The 19,536-nt window shown below is 70.8% G+C and carries 14 protein-coding genes and 1 pseudogene; 7 read left to right on the forward strand and 8 right to left on the reverse strand.

The annotated features are described in order from the left end of the window. Positions 1-121: 121 nt before the first annotated feature. Positions 122-862 carry an SAM-dependent methyltransferase gene (locus VZQ01_RS19905; RefSeq protein ID WP_223784186.1) on the reverse strand — a complete coding sequence of 247 codons (741 nt, stop codon included), beginning with the start codon at positions 860-862 and terminating at the stop codon, positions 122-124. A 196-nt stretch (positions 863-1,058) separates the two neighbouring features. On the opposite strand from VZQ01_RS19905, the gene VZQ01_RS19910 reads away from it, so the two are divergent. From VZQ01_RS19910 to VZQ01_RS19920, 3 genes are all read left to right on the forward strand, one after another. Continuing rightward, the gene (locus VZQ01_RS19910; RefSeq protein WP_408888589.1) at positions 1,059-2,441 is read left to right on the forward strand and encodes an FAD-binding oxidoreductase; all 1,383 of its coding nucleotides are present in this window, start codon (positions 1,059-1,061) and stop codon (positions 2,439-2,441) included. A gap of 163 nt (positions 2,442-2,604) precedes the next feature. Continuing rightward, positions 2,605-3,000, forward strand: a complete 396-nt coding sequence (locus tag VZQ01_RS19915) for a YciI family protein (protein WP_223750936.1) — start codon at positions 2,605-2,607, stop codon at positions 2,998-3,000. Position 3,001: 1 nt separating this feature from the next. Further along, positions 3,002-4,264: an RNA polymerase sigma factor gene (locus VZQ01_RS19920; protein ID WP_426748693.1), complete on the forward strand. Its 1,263-nt coding sequence runs from the start codon at positions 3,002-3,004 to the stop codon at positions 4,262-4,264. 549 nt (positions 4,265-4,813) lie between these two features. Here the strand turns inward: VZQ01_RS19920 and VZQ01_RS19925 are convergent. Beyond that, on the reverse strand, positions 4,814-6,400 hold the full coding sequence (locus tag VZQ01_RS19925) for a serine hydrolase (protein WP_426748694.1): 1,587 nt from the start codon (positions 6,398-6,400) through the stop codon (positions 4,814-4,816). A gap of 175 nt (positions 6,401-6,575) precedes the next feature. Next, complete coding sequence (locus VZQ01_RS19930; RefSeq protein ID WP_426748695.1) at positions 6,576-7,406, reverse strand: alpha/beta hydrolase; 831 nt, start codon at positions 7,404-7,406, stop codon at positions 6,576-6,578. A gap of 379 nt (positions 7,407-7,785) precedes the next feature. Between VZQ01_RS19930 and VZQ01_RS19935 the strand changes: the two genes are divergently transcribed. Further along, positions 7,786-9,990 (forward strand): phosphodiester glycosidase family protein, encoded by a 2,205-nt coding sequence (locus VZQ01_RS19935; protein ID WP_426748696.1) that lies wholly within the window; start codon positions 7,786-7,788, stop codon positions 9,988-9,990. A 58-nt stretch (positions 9,991-10,048) separates the two neighbouring features. Here the strand turns inward: VZQ01_RS19935 and epsA are convergent, their stop codons facing one another. The 5 genes from epsA to VZQ01_RS19960 are packed head-to-tail and all read right to left on the reverse strand — an operon-like array spanning position 10,049 to position 15,195. Then, positions 10,049-10,861 (reverse strand): exopolysaccharide biosynthesis glycosyltransferase EpsA, encoded by an 813-nt coding sequence (epsA, locus tag VZQ01_RS19940; protein WP_426748697.1) that lies wholly within the window; start codon positions 10,859-10,861, stop codon positions 10,049-10,051. Next, a complete protein-coding gene (epsB, locus tag VZQ01_RS19945) occupies positions 10,858-13,059 on the reverse strand; it encodes a GH44 family glycoside hydrolase EpsB (RefSeq protein WP_426748698.1) in 2,202 nt (733 codons plus the stop codon). Before epsB ends, epsA begins: the two co-directional genes overlap by 4 nt. Before the next feature lie 29 nt (positions 13,060-13,088). Then, a complete protein-coding gene (gene epsC / locus VZQ01_RS19950; protein ID WP_426748981.1) occupies positions 13,089-13,625 on the reverse strand; it encodes a serine O-acetyltransferase EpsC in 537 nt (178 codons plus the stop codon). Positions 13,626-13,648: 23 nt separating this feature from the next. After that, on the reverse strand, positions 13,649-14,677 hold the full coding sequence (gene epsD, locus VZQ01_RS19955) for an exopolysaccharide biosynthesis glycosyltransferase EpsD (RefSeq protein ID WP_426748699.1): 1,029 nt from the start codon (positions 14,675-14,677) through the stop codon (positions 13,649-13,651). Next, positions 14,674-15,195, reverse strand: coding sequence for a hypothetical protein (locus VZQ01_RS19960; protein WP_426748700.1), 522 nt, complete (start codon positions 15,193-15,195; stop codon positions 14,674-14,676). Before VZQ01_RS19960 ends, epsD begins: the two co-directional genes overlap by 4 nt. A 154-nt stretch (positions 15,196-15,349) precedes the next feature. On the opposite strand from VZQ01_RS19960, the gene epsE reads away from it, so the two are divergent. From epsE to sitA5, 3 genes and pseudogenes are all read left to right on the forward strand, one after another. Beyond that, complete coding sequence (gene epsE / locus VZQ01_RS19965) at positions 15,350-16,576, forward strand: exopolysaccharide biosynthesis GT4 family glycosyltransferase EpsE (RefSeq protein ID WP_426748701.1); 1,227 nt, start codon at positions 15,350-15,352, stop codon at positions 16,574-16,576. A 275-nt stretch (positions 16,577-16,851) separates the two neighbouring features. Next, positions 16,852-18,420 (forward strand): response regulator EpsF, encoded by a 1,569-nt coding sequence (gene epsF, locus VZQ01_RS19970; protein ID WP_223750950.1) that lies wholly within the window; start codon positions 16,852-16,854, stop codon positions 18,418-18,420. A 124-nt stretch (positions 18,421-18,544) separates the two neighbouring features. Continuing rightward, a pseudogene (gene sitA5 / locus VZQ01_RS19975) lies at positions 18,545-19,513 on the forward strand (SitA5 family polymorphic toxin); the annotation flags it as partial. Between the last annotated feature and the right edge of the window lie 23 nt (positions 19,514-19,536).

A 19,536-nucleotide genomic window follows, 5' to 3' on the forward strand; every position in this document is an offset into this window, starting at 1 on the left:
GGACGCACCGCGCCCGGGTCCTGCCGGCCGGTATCGGACCGGCGAGACTAGACAGTAAGGCCCACGAGAGGAAGCCACTGGAGGGTCGGGTGCGCCCACTCCCTCGGACGGGCGGGGATTCTCAAGCGGTGGAAGTCGGGACCTGGGCGGTGGAGTCCGGGACTTCGTGAATCCACACGGGCTCGAGGCCCCAGGTGAAGAGGGCGCGGTGTCGGGAGCGCACGGTGAAGCCCGGGGCCTCGATGGGGCGCGTCATCGTGAGGACGCGGGTGCCGGGGCGGCAGGTGCGCAGGCGGGCGACGAGTCGGGTGCGCGTCTGGGGGGACAGGGCCGTCCAGTTGACGAGGACATGGGTGGCCTCGCCCAGGTCGGCCAGGGCCGCGTCGCCCTGGCGCAGCACGGCGCCGGCCCGGGACAGGGGGCCGGAGGCGAGGGTGACGTGCTCCTCGAGCAGCTCGATGCCCGTGGCCCTGGCGCCCAGCCAGCGCGCGGCGAGCAGGGCCCGGCCGCGTCCGGCGCCCAGGTCCACCAGGTGGCCGTGGGCGGTGAGCCCGGCCCGCTGGAAGAGCGACAGGGCGGTGTGCACGGGCGTCTCGCCGTACATCAGCTCGTCGAAGCCCTGGCCGCTGGACTGGAGGAGGCGGACCACCTCGAAGGAGCGACGCGGCCGGTAGGGCGACACGAGCAGCTCGCGCAGCCACAGGGACAGCGCGGGGCCGAGCAGTCGTGGGCGCCACACGAGGACGGCCAGGTCCGCCGCCCGGTTCACCGCGTCCAGCCACAGGCTCCAGAGGCGCACGAGCAGGAGCCGGGGGAAGGACAGCCGGGGAGATGTCGTCGGGGTGGAGGCGTCCTCGGCCATGGCGCGTGAGGCGGAGGTTAGCCGAATCCGCGCGAGGGGCCGTGGGCGTCGCGCGTCGAAGGCTCAGGGCGCGGGAGCCGGCGGCAGGTGCTCCGCACCGGGTTTAGAAATCGTTAGAGAAAGGGCTTTTGCCCAGGAAATCGTTAGAAACGGCGCCTCGGCTTCAAAAATCGTTACGCGGCCGCGAGGGCACCCCATGACGAAGGACACGAACGCAGCCCTGGTGCGGGAGCTCACGGCCGTGCTCCCCGCTGATGCCCTCGTCACCGACGCGGACGTGCTGGAGGCGCACCGGCGTGATCAAGCCGAGTGGGCCCCCGCGGGCACCCCTGGCGTCCTCGTGCGCGCCACCTGCACGGAGGACGTGCGCGCGGTGCTCAAGGTCGCCTCGGCGCACAAGGTCCCGGTGGTGCCTCGGGGCGCGGGCTCCGGACTGTCCGGCGGCGCCAACGCGCTGGAGGGCTGCATCGTGCTGTCGCTGATGCGGATGAACCGGGTGCTGGAGGTCGACGCGAAGGGGATGCTCGCCGTCGTGCAGCCGGGCGTGCTGAACGCGGAGGTGAAGGCGGCCGCGACGGCGCACGGGCTCTGGTACGCGCCGGACCCGGCGAGCTGGGAGTTCTCCAGCCTGGGTGGCAACCTGGCCACCAACGCCGGCGGCCTGTGCTGCGTGAAGTACGGCGTCACCGGGGATGCGGTGCTGGGGCTGGAGGTCGTGCTCGCGGACGGCTCGGTGGTGCGCACCGGCGGGCGCACCGTGAAGAACGTCGCGGGCTACGATTTGACGCGGCTGTTCGTCGGCTCGGAGGGCACGCTCGGCGTCATCACCGAGGCGACGCTGCGCCTTCGCCCCAAGCCCCCCAGGGCGACGACGCTGGTCGCCACCTTCCCCACGCTCGCGGGCGCGGGCTCGGCCGTCACGGACATCATGGCGCGCACGCGCCCGTCCATGCTGGAGCTGATGGACCAGGCCACCTGCCGCGCCGTGGAGGCGTACAAACCCCTGGGCCTGGACGTGGACGCGGCCGCGTTCCTGCTGGCGCGCTCGGACGCGGGCGGCGACCAGGGCGTGGCGGAAATCGAGACCATGGCGGCCGTCTGCGAGGCCGCGGGCGCGACCTTCGTCACCCACTCCACCGATGAAGCGGAGGGCGAGCTGCTGCTCACCGCGCGCCGCCTCGCCTATCCCGCGCTCGAGCGACAAGGCGCCACGCTGCTCGACGACGTGGGAGTGCCCCTGTCCCGAATCCCCGAGCTGCTCGCCGCCGTGGAGCGCATCGCCGCCGAGCGCGGGGTGCTCGTGGGGACCTTCGGCCACGCGGGCGATGGGAACATGCACCCCACCGTCGTCTTCGACCGCCAGGACCCCGCGGCGCTCATCCGGGCACGCGGCGCGTTCGATGACATCCTCGCGGCCGCGCTGGACCTGGGCGGCACCATCACCGGTGAGCACGGCGTGGGGGCGCTGAAGCAGCCCTTCCTGGGGCGGCAGCTCGGCGAGGAGGGCCTGCGCCTGCACCACCGCCTCAAGGCCGCGATGGACCCCCTCGGCATCCTCAATCCGGGCAAGGTGCTCTGAGCCTCATCCCTTCCAGGGGCACGGACTCCCCTGGAATGACGAGGGCTTGCGGAAATCGCCGGGTATTTTCGGAGGCATGTCGAGAAGTTCTCCGCAGCTTCGACATAGGGGTGAACGCACCCCGATTCCGGGGCGCGGCCGACACGGAAAGAGGGAGCCACCCATGAAGTACATGCTGATGATGAACCACGCCGGTCAGGGCCCGTACGCGATGATGAACTGGCCGAAGGAGGACATCCGGGCGCACATCGCGTTCATGGTGTCGTTCGCGAAGAAGCTCTCCTCCGCGGGAGAGCTGCTGGCGGCCGAGGGGCTGGCCGGGCCGGACCAGGCGAAGCGCGTGAAGGCGGGGGCGGACGGCAAGCCCATCACCGACGGCGTCTTCCCCGAGTCGAAGGAGTTCCTGGTGGGCTACTGGCTGGTGGAGGTGGACAGCCCCGAGCGCGCCTATGCCATCGCCGCCGAGGCGTCCGCCGCGCCGGGCCTCGCAGGCAAGCCGATGAACATGGACATCGAGGTCCGGCAGGTGATGAGCGGTCCTCCTCCCGAGTTCCTCTGACGTGAAGTCCCCAGCAGGCCACCCCATCGAGTCCCTGCTGCGCGAGCACGCGCCCAGGGTGCTGGGCGCCATCCTCCGACGGTTCCGTGACTTCGGAGCCTCGGAGGACGCGGTCCAGGAGGCGCTGCTCGCGGCCGCGATGCAATGGCCTCTCGATGGCGTGCCGGAGGACCCGCGCGCCTGGCTGATCCAGGTGGCCTCCCGGCGCATCACCGACCAGGTGCGCGCCGAGGCGGCCCGACGCCACCGGGAGGAGCTGGTGGTGAGCATGGTGCCGCCGGAGCTCCAACTCGTCCTGCCCGTGATGGGGGACGAGTCCATGGGGCGCGACGACACGCTGGCGCTGCTCTTCATGTGCTGTCACCCGGCGCTGACGACGACCTCGGCGATTGCCCTCACGCTGCGCGCGGTGGGCGGCCTGACGACGGCGGAGATCGCCAGGGCGTTCCTCGTCCCCGAGGCGACGATGGCGCAGCGAATCAGCCGCGCCAAGCAGGGCATCCACACCTCCGGGGTGCCGTTCCAGAAGCCCACGCCGGAGGAGACCGCGCAGCGGCTGGGCGCGGTGTTGCAAGTGCTCTACCTCATCTTCAACGAGGGGTATGCGGCGACCTCCGGGGCCCAGGTGCTGCGCACGGACCTGTCGGGCGAGGCCATCCGGCTGACACGGATGCTGCACACGCTGTTGCCGGAGGACGGCGAGGTGGCGGGGCTGCTCGCGCTGATGTTGCTGACGGACGCGCGGAGGGCCGCGAGGACGGGGACGTCGGGAGAGCTGATTCCGCTCGACGCACAGGACCGGAGTCTCTGGGACGCGGCGATGGTTGCCGAGGGCGTGGCGCTCATCTCGGCCACGCTGTCGAAGGGCTCGCTGGGGCTGTACCAGGTGCAGGCGGCCATCGCGGCGGTGCACGACGAGGCGACGCGCGCCGAGGACACGGACTGGCCGCAGATTCTCGCGCTCTACGGCGTGTTGATGGGACTGACGGACAACCCGATGGTGGCGCTCAACCACGCCATCGCGACGGCGATGGTGCACGGGCCTCGCACGGGGCTGACATTGCTGGACGTGCTGGACAAGGGCGGGCGGCTCGCCGGGAACCACCGGCTGGACGCGGTCCGCGCGCACCTGCTGGAGCGCGCCGGTGAGCCCGCGAAGGCGGTGGTGCATTACCGCAAGGCCGCCGAGCGCACCACGAGCCTGCCGGAGCGCGACTATCTGCTGCTGCAGGCCGCGCGGTTGAGCGAGTCCGCGGGCCTGTAGTCGGATATGGAGCGCATCGCTGGAGTGCGCGGTCGACGCGCTCCCGGGTCAGGCCTCGCGCCAACCCGTCGCATGGAGCGCAGGGTCGATGATGGAGGGCGACTCAGTGCGCGGGCGGTCCGGAGCGAGGTACCGCGAGTGCTTCATGGGTGACGAAGCTCGCCACTGACGAACGGGCCCTCCTCGGGGGCGAGTCGGCTCGGAGCGCGGCACCGCGAGAGCCTCGTTGGTGACGAAGCCGAACGTGCCCTCCACCCTCCGCGGCGCGTCGACTCCGAAGGTGACGCGCCTGAGGGGCCCTCGACGGGGTTCCTTCAGGACAGGAGCCTCCGTCTCTCGACGGCCTGCTCCGCGAGGGTCTCCCAGCGGCACGGTATTGCGCTCGTCGGCCGCCGCGCGACCTCACGTGCTCGCGCTGGATGCTGGCCGAGGAGGCCGCCGTCACCGTGTGCATCGTTGACGAGGGGAACAATACCGATGCATGCCAGGGCGAAGGACGGGCTCCAGGAAAGAGAGCACCGTCTTCGCCCCGGTAACACCCCGGGCGGACTACTTCGTCGTCGCGGCGCCGAGGGTCTCCAACACCTTGCGCGCGTTGTCGTTCTTCGGGTTGAGCTCCAGCGACTTGCGGTAGCTCGCGGCGCCCTCGGCCTTGCGACCCGCGGCGACGTAGCCCTCACCCAGGCTGTCGTGCGCGTTGGCGTCCTGGGGGAAGAGCGCGACATTGGCCTCGAACAGCTTCAGCGCGTCGGCCTGCTGCCCCTCTCGCAAGAGCGAGTACCCCAGCTCGTTGAGCACGTCCGCGGACAGCTTCTCGTCCTGGGGCGCTTCCGCCTTGCGCGCCTTGAACCACGCGATGGCGTCCTCGACGCTCTTCGTGCGCACCAGCAGGTCCACCGTCATCGAGGGGTGCTCGGGCTCGACGGTGTAGCCCTTCCAGCCGTACACGGAGATGGCGCTGGCCATGAGGCGCTCGAACAGTCGCGAGCCGTTGTCGGAGTTGGTCATGATGACGATGCCGCTGCCGGACTCGGCGAACGCCGCGAGCAGGGCGCGGTAGCCCTCGTTCGCGCCGCCGTGGCCGAACCAGTCCTGCCCCGGGTTCCGCAAGAAGCCGATGCCGAAGGACTGCGACTCGGGCTGACGGGTCAGCATCTGCTTCGCCATGGCCTGCGACACCACGCGCTTCGATTGGCCCTGGGTGGCCTTGGACATCTCCAGCGCGGCGCGCGCCAGGTCGGACGGCGTCGTCCACAGGCCCGCGGGCGCCATTTCCGGGTACACGTGCCAACCTCCCTGGACGCGCTTGCCGTCGGGGGTGGTGCCGGTGGCGGCGCGCGAGGCGAGCGACGCGGGCAGGGGCTGCTCGTAGGTGCTGTCCTTCATGCCCAGCGGCGCGAGCACCGTCTCCTTCATGATTTGGGGGAACGGCTTCTTCAGCTGGTCGACCAGCAACTGCTGGACGATGGTGGTGCCGCCGCCGCTGTAGCGGGTGAGCGTGCCGGGCACCACATTCACGCGCACGGCCGACGTGTTGGCCGGCTTCTCCCCGTCGAGGATCTGCCGCGTCGTGGGCAGGGGCGCGTCGACCGCGTAGCCCCCGAAGCCGTGCACGGTGGTACCCGCGGTGTGCGAGAGCAGGCGGCGCAGGGTGACCTTCTGTTCCTTCGTGAAGTCGTTGTCGGGCAGCTTCCACGACACCAGCTTGTCGTTCACGTTCTCATCGAGCGACCACTTGCGCTTCTCGGCGTGGTGCATGGCGGCCATCGCCGTGATGGGCTTGCTGATGGACGCGGCCTGGAAGAGCGTGTCGATGGTGACAGGCTCGGTGCCGCCAGCGTGCTTGACGCCGTAGGCCTTGGCCCAGACGAGCTTGCCCTGGTCGAACACGGCGATGCTCATGCCGGGGACCTTGTACAGCTCCATCCACTGCGGCAGCGACAGGTGCCGCGGTGTCTCACCGGACAGCGCGATGGCGGGCAGGCTCTCCTCCACGCGGGCCACGCGAGCGGCCTCCGCGGGACGCGACAGCCACTGCGTCTGGGGCTTGGAGGGAGCCGCGCCGGTGAGCAGACCGAGCGCGAGCGTGCCCGAGAGGGACACGGCGGCGAGGCGGAGAGACGGAAGTCGGGACATGGATGGGGATTCCTGGGGGACTCGCGCGATGACCGGGTGGGTACGCACGGGGCTCCACATGATTGCCTCGACGAGCGCCGTGAGGAACTCCCGAATCCTCCGGGGAGCGTCGACCCTGGGTCGATGGGTGACGCGCGTGGGGACACTCCCCGGGTTTTCTTCAAGACAGGGAACTTCAGTTGCGGGCGGCGGCGTGCTCGACGGCCCAGCTCAAGGCCTGGTCCGCGATGGCCTCCCAGCCGGGCTGGGCCACGGTGTAGTGCGAGCGGCCGGGCACCTCCACGTATTCCGTGACGGCGCTCGACTTCGCGTAGCGCTTCGCGTTCTCGCGCTGGATGCTGGCCGGGAGGATGACGTCCAGGTCACCCGAGAGGAACAGCAGCGGGGCGCGCGCGTCGTTGCGCAGATTCACCGTGACTTCCGAGCGCGGCGTCAGGTTCGCCAGCGCGCCCTGGAACAGCGCCCGGCCCGAGCCGGGGATGTACTGGGTGCGGTAGATTTCGTCCGACTCCTCCTGCGTCAGCGTGTTGGTGAAGGCGTAGTGGAACTGCTCGGGCGTCATGGGCGCGTGGCGCTTGACGTTGGCGGGGTTGAGGAGCGTCGACGCGGTCGACTTGATGGTGGTGAAGGGCAGTGTGTAGACGCCCTTCACGGGCGCCGAGTGGATGGCCACGCCCGCCGCGCCCACGCCCCGGTCCAACAGCAGCTGCACGAAGGCGCCGCCGAACGAGTGGCCCATGAGGATGGGCGGGGTGGGCAGCGCGCGGATGATGCGCTCGTAGTGGTCGACGATGTCCTTCACGCCCAGGTTGTTGAGCGGCGTCGGGTCCTTCTGCAGCGCCTCGACTCCGCCCTCCAGCCCCGGCCACGTCGGGGCGATGACGCGGTAGCCGGCCTTCTCGTAGCGCTGAATCCAGCCCTGCCAGCTGCGCGGCGTCATCCACATGCCGTGGATGAGGACGATGGTATCCGGCTGGCCCTGGGTCTGCTGAACGGTGGCGCTCATGACGTGTTCCCTCTCGGTTCACCGCGTCGGCGCGGTGTGCGGCGTTGACGAGGGGAACAGTACGGATTCGGGTCGGGGCGAAAAACGGGCTCCTGGGAAGAGCACTGTTTCCGTTCTGGAAACAATCCGGAGGGGCTGCTTCGTGGCGGTGCCGAGCGTCTTCAGCATCGCGCGCGGGGTCGTTCTTCGGTCTCGAGGCCCGCACGATGGCTGCGCGGGCTGCTGCGCCTCGTGGAAAGCCACGATACGCAACGACCGTTCGACGCGAGGTCCTGTCTCGCGGGCAACTAAATCGGGCTCGGCGAGCGTCCCTAGGAACTCCGGAATTCGTAGGAACGAGAATCGGTAGACGGTCTCGATTTCCGAAAAGGGGTGACTGATGGGCGGCACGACGTCGATTCGGGGTGGCTCTTCGACAGGTTCGTCCTCGGGGGCATCTGGAGCGGACGCGGCACGACGCGCCGAGGAAGCCCGGCAGCGGGCCGAGGCTGCGCGCAAGGCGGCGGAAGCTGCGCGCAAGGCGGCGGAGGCAGCCCGCAGGGCCGCGGAGGCGGCGCGGCTCGCGCAGGAGAAGGCTCGCGCGGAAGCGGCGAAGGCGAAGCAGCAGGCCCAGCAGCCTGGGCAGACGCCCGAGGAGCAGAAGGCTTCTCGCAAGGAGGCCGAGGCGGCGGCCAAGGCCCAGAAGGTGGCCGAGCAGCGCGCATCCAAGGCGGACGAGGCGCTGCGGGCCGCGGAGGAGAAGGCGGCGCGGACGGCCCGGCAGGCGCAGGGCGCCATGGGTCAGGCGAACGTGCTGGCGACGCAGCAGGGGCTGGCGCAGCCGTTCGACGACAAGAGCGTCAACGGCGTGAAGCCGAGGGCCGCCACGTCGGACGTGTCGTCGTTCGACGCCGCGCCGCGCAGAGAGGGCATGGACAAGCTGTTGGGCAACGTGCCCTCGCCGACGGGGAGCGCGGAGGGCTCCACGCTGCTGACGGAGGACGCGAAGGACGGGAAGGTCAACTGCCTGGATGTGGCGGCGGACTGGGTGGACAAGGCATCGCCGGAGCTGCGTGCGCGCTCGGAGATGGTGTTCCTGCAGGACCAGCGGCCGGGGGCCGAGGGGCAGACGGGACACGTGGTGGTGCGCCAGGGCGAGCAGGTGTTGGACCCGACGACGAACCAGTCGTACGAGTCCATGGAGGCGTACAAGAAGGCGCAGCCGCAGTACCAGGAGGTGGGCAGCGTGCCGGCGACGGACGCCCAGCGCATCTTCGACACGCCGCCCGGCTCGCCCGAGCGCGCCGCGGAGCTGGAGAAGGCGAAGCTGTCGCCCGAGCTGCGGAACATGATGGTGGCGGACGCGAGCCCGGCCGAGCAGCAGGCGTGGGACCGCTACGACGCGCACGTGAAGGCGGGGCCGCCCAAGGATTTGCCGCAGAACATGGGGCTGCGGCAGGAGATCCTCGAGGCCCATGCCGCCAAGACGAAGGAGCTGGCGGACGCGGCGAACAAGGCGTCCGTGGAGCGGCTGCGCACGGAGCTGGGCTCGACGCCCGAGGGCAAGAAGGCGCTGGAGGACCTGGACGCGCGCGGCGTCGGCATCCACGTGGTGGACGACGCGTCGTACGCGCGGCTGCCGGGCGCGGGGACGGACGGGCACGCGTTGCCGGGCAACGGCGACATCACGTTGAGCCGCAAGGGCGCGACGGTGGACGTGCTCCAGCGCGAGGCGCGGCGCTCGGCCGACACGCAGCAGCTGAAGCTGCCGACGACGCCCGAGGAGGGCGAGCGGTTGGCGGTGTCGGTGTCGGAGACGTTGAAGGCGAACCCGCGTCAGCCGGTGGAGTTCGAGGACGGGGGCCTCCACGTCGTCGCGATGAGGAACCCGAAGGCGTCGCTGGTGGAGAACGGGGGCAGTGTGGCGGACGTGCTCGGGCTCTCGCCGTCGTTCACCGAGGAGGCGCAGGCGGCGGGGAAGCAGCCGGGCAGTGACACCATCGTCAACACGAGCTTCTACGACTTCGCCGCGTGGGGGACGAACCCGGTGGGGCAGGTGGTGAAGAACGGCGAGGTGATTGCGGGAAATTCGGATCCGGACCGCTTCTACGCGGCGTGGACGGACTCGGGCATGAAGTTCGGGCAGGGGGATCCGCCGAAGGACGCGAACCTGGCGTTTGGTGGCGCGGTGCCGGTCATCATCGACGGCACGCCGTACGGCGTGGGCAATCAGTACAAGCCGGGCACGGACGCGGCGGCGCCGGACAAGGGAGACCCCGGGGCGTTCGCGGGGGACCTGACGCAGCGGAACAACGAGAGCTTCCGTGCGCAGGAGGAGCGGGGCAAGGAGGTTGGCAAGGTCATCGTCGGCTACGACCGGGACACGGGCACGACGTACGTGGTGGCGCAGGAGGACGGCTCCAAGCCGGGCAAGACGCTCTCGGAGATTCGCGACGCGCTGGTGAAGCTCGGCGTGGATGACGCGGTGTCGTTCGACGGCTCGGACTCGGCGACGCTCGTGCGCGACGACCAGGTGAAGGTGGAGCCGGGCTGGGCGAAGAACCAGACCATCCCCTACGGCCTGCGGCTCAGCCTGGGGGAGTGACGTGACGTGCTCGAGGCGGCGCGTGGGTGGCGCGCCGCTTCGGACAGGCGTCCATCGCCTACTCCGGCTTCCCGCCCGTGCGCTTCCACAGCTCGCGCGCCAGAATCGTGGCGAAGCGCGAGTCATTCAGGATGTACCGGCGCCACAGGCGCTTGGGCTCATTGGCCAGGCGGTACAGCCACTCGAAGCCCGCCTTGGCAATCCACTGAGGGGCGCGCTTCGCCGTGCCCGCGATGAAGTCGAACCCCGCCCCCACGCCAATCGCCACCGTGGGGCCCAGCTTCTGCGACACCTGCGAAATCCACACCTCCTGCTTCGGGCTGCCCAGCGCCACGAAGAGCAGGTGCGGGTCCTTCTCCCGGATGCTCGCGACAATCGGGTCGTTCTGCGCGTCCCCCGCGTCCGTGCGCACCATCGGCGAATCCCACCCCACCACCTCCACCCCGAACTTCTCCCCCACGATTCGCGCCACCTTCTCCGCCACCCCGGGGCCCGCGCCCAACAGGTACACCCGCCACTTGCGCTCCGCCCCCAGCTTCATCAGCGGCAGAATCAGGTCCGAGCCCGCGATGCGCTCGGGCAACGCCACGTCCAGCGCCTTCGACGCCCAGACGATGGGCATCCCATCCACCACCGAAATCGCCGCGCGCGAGTACGCCTCGCGGAACTGCGCGTTGTCCTCCGCCAGCACCACGTGGTCCACGTTGGCCGTGAACACGTAGCCACCCTGGCGTGAGTCCACCAGCCGTCCAATCTCCAGCACCGCCTCCTCGAAGGTGAGCTGGTCGATGGTCAGCTGGCCGATGCTCAGCCGAGGGTGGCCCGTGGTGAACGGCGTCGTCTGCTTCGTGTCCGGAGTCGCGGTACTCATGGCTTCTTCACCGTCAAATCAAGCACTGTCATCGAGTAGGGCGGCAGCCGCTGCGTCAGCCCCGCCGCCGTATGGTTTCCCGCCGGCTGCTGCAGGAACCCGCCCGGCGCGCCCGAGTACCCCAGCACGCGCACGTTCTCGAGCGTCCCACAGCCGTTCAGCTTCACCCGCGCCTGCGCCGCCTGGTCCGGGTCGAAGTTCAGCACCACCGCCACCACCTTGGTGCCGTCCTTGTTGCGCGAGGCGAACACGCTCGTGCCCTCCTCCGCCTTCGCCGGCACCCAGACGTCCTGGAAGCGGCCACCCCGCCCGTCGAAGTCCCTGAACGCGCGGAACGCCCAGAACACCGGGCTGCCGTTCGTCGGGTACTGCCAGAAGTAGGCGGAGTAGATGTTCTCCTGCGCGAAGCGGCCCAGCGCCTCGGCCTGCGCCAGGCCTCCGCTCATGTGGCCGAACGCGCCGAAGTTGTACTCACCAATCGAGATGCGCCGGCCCGGGTAGTTCTGCGCAATCCACTCCTTCATGCGCGGGAGCAGCCGCACCGGCTCGCCAATCCACGACTCGTCCTTGTACGTCGGGTCCCACAAGGCGCGCGTGGAGCGGATGCGCCGCGCGTTCGTCTCCGGGTCCGTGTTCCCCTCCAACCCCACGCCCACGTTCGTCTGCGGGTAGAAGTGCAGGTCCACCACGTCCAGGATGCGCACGCCCGTCTTCTTCTCGTGCTCGCGCAGCTGCCGCAGGTACCAGGGGAGCAGCGGCACGTCCCCATGCGCGCGGCGGTCCGAGTGCGGCGCCTTGCCCGGCGCGAAGTCCGCGGCGGACCAGAGGTAGTTCGTCCAGCCCCACTCGGCGGGGCCCGCGATGAGCGCGTCCGGGTCCGCCTTCCGCACCGCGGTGCCGTACGCAATCGTGCGCGACAACAGCCCGTCGTACGTCAACGGCTCCGGGAACACATCCCGGTGCGTCGAGTTCCAGAGCATGGGCTCGTTGTCGAGGATGTACATGTGCACGCTGCGCTCGCCGCGAGCCGCATCTCGCTCGCGGATGGCGCGCACCCACTCGGCGACGAACTCGGGCGAGGCCTCGGTGCTCGTCTGGGACGGAGGCCCGGGCTTGAGCGGCGTGCCGTCGCGCGTGACGCCGTTGCCGGAGCCGTTGTCCTCGCCGCGCTGCGGGCCGAAGGTCGCCACCGGGAAGCCCACCGAGCGCGTGTCCTTGGCCACCCACCCGAGCAGCGGCACGGTGAGCGCGGAGCTCATCCCGTTCTTCCGGTTGGACTCGAGGAAGTCCGTGTAGCTCAGGCCGATGTCCACGTTCTGGAAGAACCAGTCGTTGGCCGTGTTCCACGCGCCGCCCAGCTTCCAGTTGTAGCGGGAGGTGGGGTTGCCGCCCCAGCGGCGCGTCGTCGCGCCCAGCTTGTACTGGTGCTGGTCCTTCTTCTCGCGAAGGCCGTCCAGCGCGATGCCGTAGATGAGCGGGCTGATGTCATGCCCGGGCGCCGTGCAGTCGATGGTCATCGACGTGTCGCGCCCGCTGCCCTTGCCCGTGCGGCCTCCACCGGCGGCCAGCGCGGCGGCCACGTCCGGCGGCAGCGGCACCAGCGCCACCTTGTCGAGCAGCACCCAGTCCCGCCCCACGTCCTTCGACGCGCGCAGCACCACGCGGTCGAACGCCTCCCCCTTGGGGTTGAGCAGCTCCATGGGGATGACGATGTCGGCCCACTCGCCGTCCTTGCGCACCTGCAGGTCCGCCGTGATGGGCACGCGCGGGAAGGACACCGCGCCCGGCGTGTCCAGCCGCACCTCCAGGAACTCGCCGTAGGACTCCGGCGCGCTCAGGCGCAGGGACAGCGCCCCGAAGCTGCCCGACAGCTTGGGCTGATAGAGAATCCAGCCGCCGTAGTTGAACAGGCGCATGCGCGCCGGAGCGCCCTTGGGCAATTCGCGCGGCGCCCAGCCGATGTCCTTCCAGCCCTGGCCCAGGCCGCCGTCGTAGAGGACCACCGGGGCGGTGCTCGCCGCCTCGACGGCCGCGGGCTTCGTCTCGCCCGGCTTCGCGGCGTCACCCACCGCGGGCTTCACCTCACCCGCGGGCTCACTGCCGCGCGCCAGCGCCACCGAGCCACCGGCGACCGCCAGCGTGCAGACCACCACGGCGGCGCCCGCCTTGCTCCGCGCACCCTTCACACCTGCCTCCATGGATTCGACTCCCCCGGGCCTGGGGGCCCTCACAGCACCACGTCGTCCGTGTCCTTGCGCGGGAAGACGCGCGCGGGAATCCCCACGGCCACGCTGTCCGGCGGCACGTCCTGCAGCACCACGGCGTTGGCGCCGATGCGCGAGCGCGCGCCGATGCGCACCGGCCCGAGGATGCGAGCGCCAGCGCCAATCCACACGTCATCCTCGATGACGGGGTAGCCGTTGTCCTTCGCGGTGCCCACGGTGTTGTTGCCGTAGAAGCGCACGCGGTCGCCGATGCGCGCGTCCCCGCCGATGACGATGCCCAGGCTGTGCACGAAGTACACGCCCTTGCCCAGCGTCACGTCCTTGCCGATTTCGATGCCCAGCACCGCCGTCTGCGCCACGCGCAGCACGTGGTTGACCAGGGGGATGTGGTAGTCGAGCGCGGCCTCGCGGGCGCGGTTGAGCGCGGTGATGCGGTACGAGTCGCTGGTGAGCACCACCTTGGCGACGGACTTCGCGTCGGTGTGGCCATTAGCGGCGCGGGCCAGCTCCATCGCATCGGAGACCAGCGCGCCAATCATCGAGCGCTTCGACTTCAGGAAGTTCATCGGTTCCCCCCGCCCTGGAGGTAGCGGACCACCTCACGGGCGATACCCGTCCAGCCGCCGGCCTCGTTGCGAGCGCCGCGCAGATACTCCATGCCGTACACCACCGACGTGCCCGCGAACGCGGCCTTCTCCAGGCCCAGCCTGTCCGCGGCCTTCGCGGCGCTCATCACCGCGCCCGTCAGCACGCGCGTGGCCTCGGGCGCGACGACGGTGGCCGCGAGCAGCGGGCGCGCCAGCGGGTTCGTCTCGAAGAGCAGCCGCCACGGGTTGACGCCGCGCACGTCCGGGTGCTTGCGCGCCACGTGCGTGTCGAACATGCCGTAGCGGTTCGCGCGCTTGAGCCAGCGCTCGAAGGACACGTGGTCGCTGCCATGCAGCACGTGCGCGTCGCTGGCGAACACGAACGCGCAGCCCGCCTTCTCCAGCCGCACGCCCAATTCCACGTCCTCGGACTGGCCCAGCGACTTGTCGAAGCCGCCCACGCCCACGTAGTCCTCGCGGTGGAAGGACACGTTGCCCGTGTACAGGTGGTTGCCGTGCGCGCGCGCGCCGGGGGTGGACAGCTCCTCCGCCATGCGGTGGTTGAGGTACGCGTACCAGCGCTCGAACAGCGGCATGTCGCCGATGGACGGGTCCGGACGGATGCGGCCCAGCACCACGTGCCGCGAGCCCTCCGGGTGGTGCGCCAGGTGCCGCTCCAGGAAGTCCCGCTCCACCTGCATGTCGTCGTCGGTGACGAGGACGATGTCCCCCCGCGCCGCGAGCACGCCCCGGTGCCGCGCCGCCGCCGCGCCCGCGTTGGCCTGAACCTCCACGCGCAGGGCGTAGGGGAGGCTCTCGCCGAGCGCGTCGAGCGGAGCCTTCACCGGCTCCTTGGAGCCGTCATCGACGACGACGACCTCGTAGCGCTCGGGCGGGAGCGTCTGCTGGGCGAGCTGCCCGAGCAGCCGGGTGATGAGGGGCAGTCGGTTGTAGGTGGCGACGACGACGCTGAGGCGGGGCGTGGAGGCGTCCGAGGGCGTCATGGCTTCTTCTTCTGGCGGGAGAAAAGACCCCGGCCCTTCTTCTGCCGGGGGAAGGTGACGCTGCCCACGAAGCGCTCCGGGCCGATGAACTCCATCGTCTTGCGCGCCGAGCCGAAGTCCGTCTCCCCCAGGGTGACGCACAAGAGGACGCCGTCGGCGGCGAGCGCCACGGGGAGGCTGGCGGGGCGGGTGAGGACGGAGTCGATGACGGCGACCACGCGCTCGCCCCGGGCCACGCGCTCGCGCAGCTCCAGCACCCGGCGGGGGGCCTCGGCGGGGGACAGGCCGATGGCGTCATCCAGGTGGATCTTCTGCGTGGCCGCGTAGGGCGCGCCGGCCTCCAGGATGGCGGTGGCGGCCTCCAGCGCGGGGGCGCCCGGGTGCGCGGGGACCACGGTGAGGAAGCTCCAGCCGGTGCGCTCCAGGGCGAACCACAGCCGCTGCAGTGCCGGTGAGGGCACGGTGCTGTCGGGAACCTCGGCGTCCGAGGTGGAGGGCGGTGCGCTGGAATCGGCCATGGAGCGCCGCCCGGTATAGCCCAACGCACGGTGTCGACCCAATGACCTGGCGGGCGGGCGGGGGAGCGGGTGCCCTGCGACCTGCCCCAATGAGTCCGGGGGCTTCCGGGCCCTCCCCGTGGGGCCGTGGGAGCGGGCGTGTTATGGAAAGCAGGTGCCGAAGATTGGTTATCTCATCCCCGAGTTTCCCGGACAGACACACATCTTCTTCTGGCGAGAGTTGCAGGCCCTTCCCGGGAAGGGCGTGACGCCGGAGCTGGTCTCCACCCAGCCGCCGCCCGCGCGCATCATCTCCCACAGCTGGGCGCGCGAGGCCATGGCCCGCACCGAGTACCTGGCCCCGCCCGGGCCGCTCGGCGTGGTGAAGGCCGTGGCGGAGATTGCCCGCGCCATGCCCACGGGCTGGGCGCGGTGCCTGGCCTCCATCGCCCGCGCGGAGGGGCTGGACGCGAAGGGCCGCGCGCGGCTGCTGGCCTTCGCGGTGATGGGCGGACGGCTGGCGTCGCTGGCGCGTGAGCGCGGGTGGACGCACGTGCACGTGCACTCGTGCGCCAACGCCGCGCACGTGGCGCTGTTCGCGAACCTGCTGTCGGGGCTGCCGTACAGCATGACGCTGCACGGGCCGCTGGACGACTACGGGCCGAACCAGCGGGAGAAGTGGCGGCACGCCAGGTTCGCGTTCGTCATCACCAAGAAGCTGCTGGGCGAGGTGAACCAGGAGCTGGCGGGGAGCCTGCCCAAGGACATCGAGCTGGCGCCGATGGGCGTGGAGCTGGGCAAGTTCAACCGCTCGACGCCGTACGCGGCGTGGACGGGCGAGGGGCCGCTGCGCCTCTTCTCGTGCGGACGCCTCAACCCGTGCAAGGGGCACGCGGACCTCATCGACGCGGTGGGGATGCTGCGGGCCAAGGGCATCGACGCGCGGCTGTCCATCGCGGGTGAGGACGAGGCGGGTGGCACCACGTACCGCAAGGTGCTGGAGGCGAAGCTCGCGGAGTCCAAGCTGGGCGACGCGGTGACGCTGCTGGGCGCGGTGGGCGAGGACGTGGTGCGCGACGGCATCGAGCGCGCGCACATCTTCGCGCTGGCGAGCCTCCAGGAGCCCTTGGGCGTGGCCATCATGGAGGCCATGGCCATGCGCGCGCCGGTGGTGGTGACGGGCGCGGGCGGGGTGAAGGAGCTGGTGGACGACGGCGTGGACGGGATGCTCGTGCCGCCGCAGGCGCCCTCTGTCCTGGCCGAGAAGCTGGAGGCCGTGGCGCGAAATCCGCGCGAGGCCGAGCGGCTGGGTGAGGCGGGCCGGCGCAAGGTGGAGACGCAGTTCAGCAGCGAGCGCAGCGCGGACATGCTCGCGCTGATGCTCCAGCGCGCGGCGGGGTAGTCGAAAGCAGGGGGGCGGGCGGGCCCCTGTCCGCCGCTCCCTGTCCCTCATGGGCGGCCTGCGCCTGCGTCACGGAGGGACGGCGGAGCGTGCCACCGCGTCGTCGGCTCCATACCCTGGGAGGAGAAGCGGGCGGGCGCCTTCGGGGCAGGGCGTCCAGGCGTCCGAGCGCGGGGTTCCCCGGTGAGGGGCCGGACCGGGGAGTTACATGGGGGCTGACCGTTGGAGCCGCGCTGATTAAGCGATGGGGTCTGACGGAGGGAGGGAAGGGAGGAATGGCCTTGGAAGGCACCGAGCAACTCACCCCCCATGCTCCTGCCCGGGTGGAGCCACGGACGACGAGCATCCTCCTGGTGGATGACCACGCGTCGAACCTGCTGGCGCTGGAAGCCATCCTGGAGCCCATGGGCCAGAAGCTGGTGAAGGCGGCCTCGGGGCCGGAGGCGCTGCGGTGGCTCTTGCGCGAGGACTTCGCGCTCATCCTCCTGGATGTGCAGATGCCGGGGATGGACGGCTTCGAGACGGCGCGCATCATCCGGCAGCGTGAGCGCTCGCGGTACACGCCCATCATCTTCCTCACCGCGCACGGGCGCGATGAGGCGAACCTGGTGAGCGGCTATGCGTCCGGCGCGGCCGACTACGTGGTGAAGCCGTTCCACCCGGAGGTGCTGCGCTGGAAGGCGGAGGCGTTCGTCGCGCTGTATGTCCAGCAGCGGGCCCTGCAGCGACAGGAGGCGGCGCTGTGGGAGCGCGAGCGGCGGATGCTCGAGCGACAGGGCGAGCTGCGCTTCCGCCGGCTGGTGGACTCGATGCCGCAGTTCGTCTGGGCGCTCCTGGCGGACGGCACCATCAGCTACGCGAACCGGGGCTGGCTGGACTACGCGGGGCTGACGGCGGAGCAGGGGCGCCAGCGCGAGGAGAACCTGCGCTGCTTCCATCCCGATGACCTGGGGAAGGTCCAGGCGACGTGGGAGGTGCTGCGCCGCTCGGGGATGCCGGAGGAGCAGGAGTACCGGCTTCGGCGCGCGACGGATGGCGAGTTCCGCTGGTTCTTGTGCCGCACGCTGCCGGAGCGCGATGGCGCGGGGCGGCTGGTCGGGTGGATATCGACGGCGACGGACATCGACGACGCGCGACGCGCGGTGGAGACGCTGCGCGCGACGAACGAGGCGAAGGACATGTTCCTCACCCTGGCGGCGCACGAGCTGCGCACGCCCCTGCAGGCGGCGCGCAGCTACGCGGACCTGGCGAGGAAGAAGGCGGGGGAGGAGCAGACCCCGAACGTGGCGCGGGCCCTGGAGGGCATCCAGCGCAGCGTGGGTCGCATGGCGCGGCTGGTGGAGAACCTGCTCGACATGGGGCGGCTGCAGCGCGGGGAGCTGTTGTTGGAGGAGGGAGACGTGGACGTGCGCGCGCTCCTTCACGAGGTGGCGGAGCACTTCGAGCCCTTGCCGGAGGGGCGGGACATCCACGTGGAGGCCCCCGAGGGGCTGGTGCTGCGCGCCGATGGCGAGCGGCTGGACCAGGTGCTCTCCAACCTGGTGTCCAATGCGCTGCGCTACTCGCCGGACGGAGGGGACATCCGCCTGCGGGCGCGCGAGGAGGGCCGGTGGGTGCACGTGGAGGTGCTGGACCACGGGCTGGGCATTCCGGCGGACCGGCTGGAGAACATCTTCGAGCGCTTCGGACGCGCGCATGGCGTGTCGTACGGAGGTCTGGGATTGGGGCTGGCCATCGCGCGAGGCATCGTCGAGCGCCACGGCGGGCGCGTCTGGGCGGAGTCCTCGGGGCGGCCCGGCGGCGGCAGCACGTTCCATGTCGTGTTGCCCCGGCCCGTGAGCTGAGGCGCCCGGGCCGGGCGTGACGCGGGCGATGCGTGAGACACGTGTCGCATCGGCGTGGGATGTCGGAGTCGGTTGGTATGTGAAACCCATCAGGTGATTTCGGCGCCCATGCCGGAGGGCTGAGATGGGTCGTGGTCGGGCTGTGTCCTTGTGTCTGTGCTTGTTCATCGTGACGGGGTGCTCGACGACGCGGAGCGTTCGTCTGGAGCTGGGCTCGGGAGCGTCCGTCCGTCACCTCCCCGTCGAGGAGGACTCCGGGCCGGTGGAGCTGGGGGAGGACACGTTCCAGGAGGCGATGACGAAGCTCGCCCGGGACGTGAGGCCCTTCGCGCATCCGCTGCGGGAGGCGCGGCTGCGCTTCGGTGTCCCGGAGCGGGGCGGCGTGTATCTGTATGAAGGGCGCAGGCTCCACGCGGTGCAAGAGGGCGCGGATGAGACCTCACCGCACCTGCTGGAGTCGTATGCGGACGAGACGCTGACGCGCGGGTACGGCCGCTGGTGTGCCAGCGAGCTGCGCGCGGGGGACTGTCTGCGGTTGCTCGAGGAGGGGCCGCTGCTCGGCAGTGATGGCAAGTACGCGCTGGCGCTGGCCATCGCGATGGAGGACGTCTGGGAGGAGACGGCGGAGTCCCTGCGGGGGGTGGGGGACCCGGTGGCGCTCCGCGCGACGCTGACGTCCTCGGTGGCGATGTACCTGATGCTGTGGTCGCTGCCCGAGCCGGTGTCGAAGGGACTGGCGGCGCTGCTCACCGCGACGGCGATGGCCTACCTGGGCGTGGACACGCTGTGGCGCGTGCTGGATGCGTGGGTGGTGCTGGTGCGGCGCGTGGACCTGGCGCGCTCGTTCGAGGAGCTGGAGGCCGCGGGTGAGGCCTACGGCGAGGTGCTGGGCGACGACGCGGCGCGGGTCTTCGTGATGCTGGCGACGGCGGCGGTGGGGCGCTCTGGAGGGCTCGCGACGAAGGGGCCGGGGCTGCCCGGCGCGGCGCGAGCGGCGGTGTTCCTGAAGGCCCAGGCGGGCTTCTCGTATCCCGCGCTGGAGCGCGTGGAGTCGGTGGCGCTGACGGCGGAGGGCTTCACCGTGGGCCTGTCGGGCGGAGACTGAAGTGCCGTGCG

The sequence above is a fragment of the Myxococcus faecalis genome (assembly GCF_050039385.1).
In the GTDB taxonomy this organism is placed as follows: Bacteria; Myxococcota; Myxococcia; order Myxococcales; family Myxococcaceae; genus Myxococcus; species Myxococcus fulvus.